Below are 566 nucleotides of genomic sequence, written 5' to 3' on the forward strand. Positions count from 1 at the left end.
CTCCGGATTGTCGTTTAAGTCTTTGGCACGATAGTATGTGGATGGGGCAATCGGCAAGACTCTACAAATAGCTAGAATGCCATAAATAGATTTATTCTCGTCGATGAATTGAACCATCACTAAGGTTTGCGGTCTATTTCCGCCTGGGCGAAAAAAGCGGCTGCTTTCCTTATGATCTCATTGGCTTGTTTTAATTCTTTGTTCTCACGTTCAAGCATCTTTGATGCGCTCGGCTTGGCTTTGAGCTTGAATCTTTGCAGGAATGGTTTTATCAATGTGCTTTTTATGCCATGATCGTAGGGTCTCAGGCGTGCAACCTATCTTTGGTGCTATGGCTTTGATGGCTGACCATGTGGATGGGTAGTCGTCTTTAGCTTCAACTAGCATACGGACGGCTCGTTCTTTCATTTCAGGGGTATAGTTTCGTGTTTTCATTGTCGTATTCTCTTGGAGCGTTGAGTCTCCGACAATCTCGGGGCGGTTCAGTCTCAGCCAATGCGTTGTCATAAGAGTCGCCTGTTGTACCAACAGAAGCAATCACTCCAGAGTCCGTCATCTTATCGGTA

The 566-nt window shown here is 45.4% G+C and carries 1 pseudogene and 1 other annotated feature; the pseudogene reads right to left on the bottom strand.

Features of this window, described 5'->3' with window-relative positions:
• Nucleotides 1-435 (bottom strand): annotated as a pseudogene (locus tag ACT3QP_RS15035) (transposase); the annotation flags it as partial.
• Nucleotides 43-159: a sequence feature (AL1L pseudoknot), on the bottom strand. Its footprint overlaps the pseudogene before it by 117 nt.
• Nucleotides 436-566: the final 131 nt, after the last annotated feature.

The sequence above is a fragment of the Psychrobacter sp. AOP7-B1-24 genome, assembly GCF_052376215.1.
Classification (GTDB): Bacteria; Pseudomonadota; Gammaproteobacteria; order Pseudomonadales; family Moraxellaceae; genus Psychrobacter.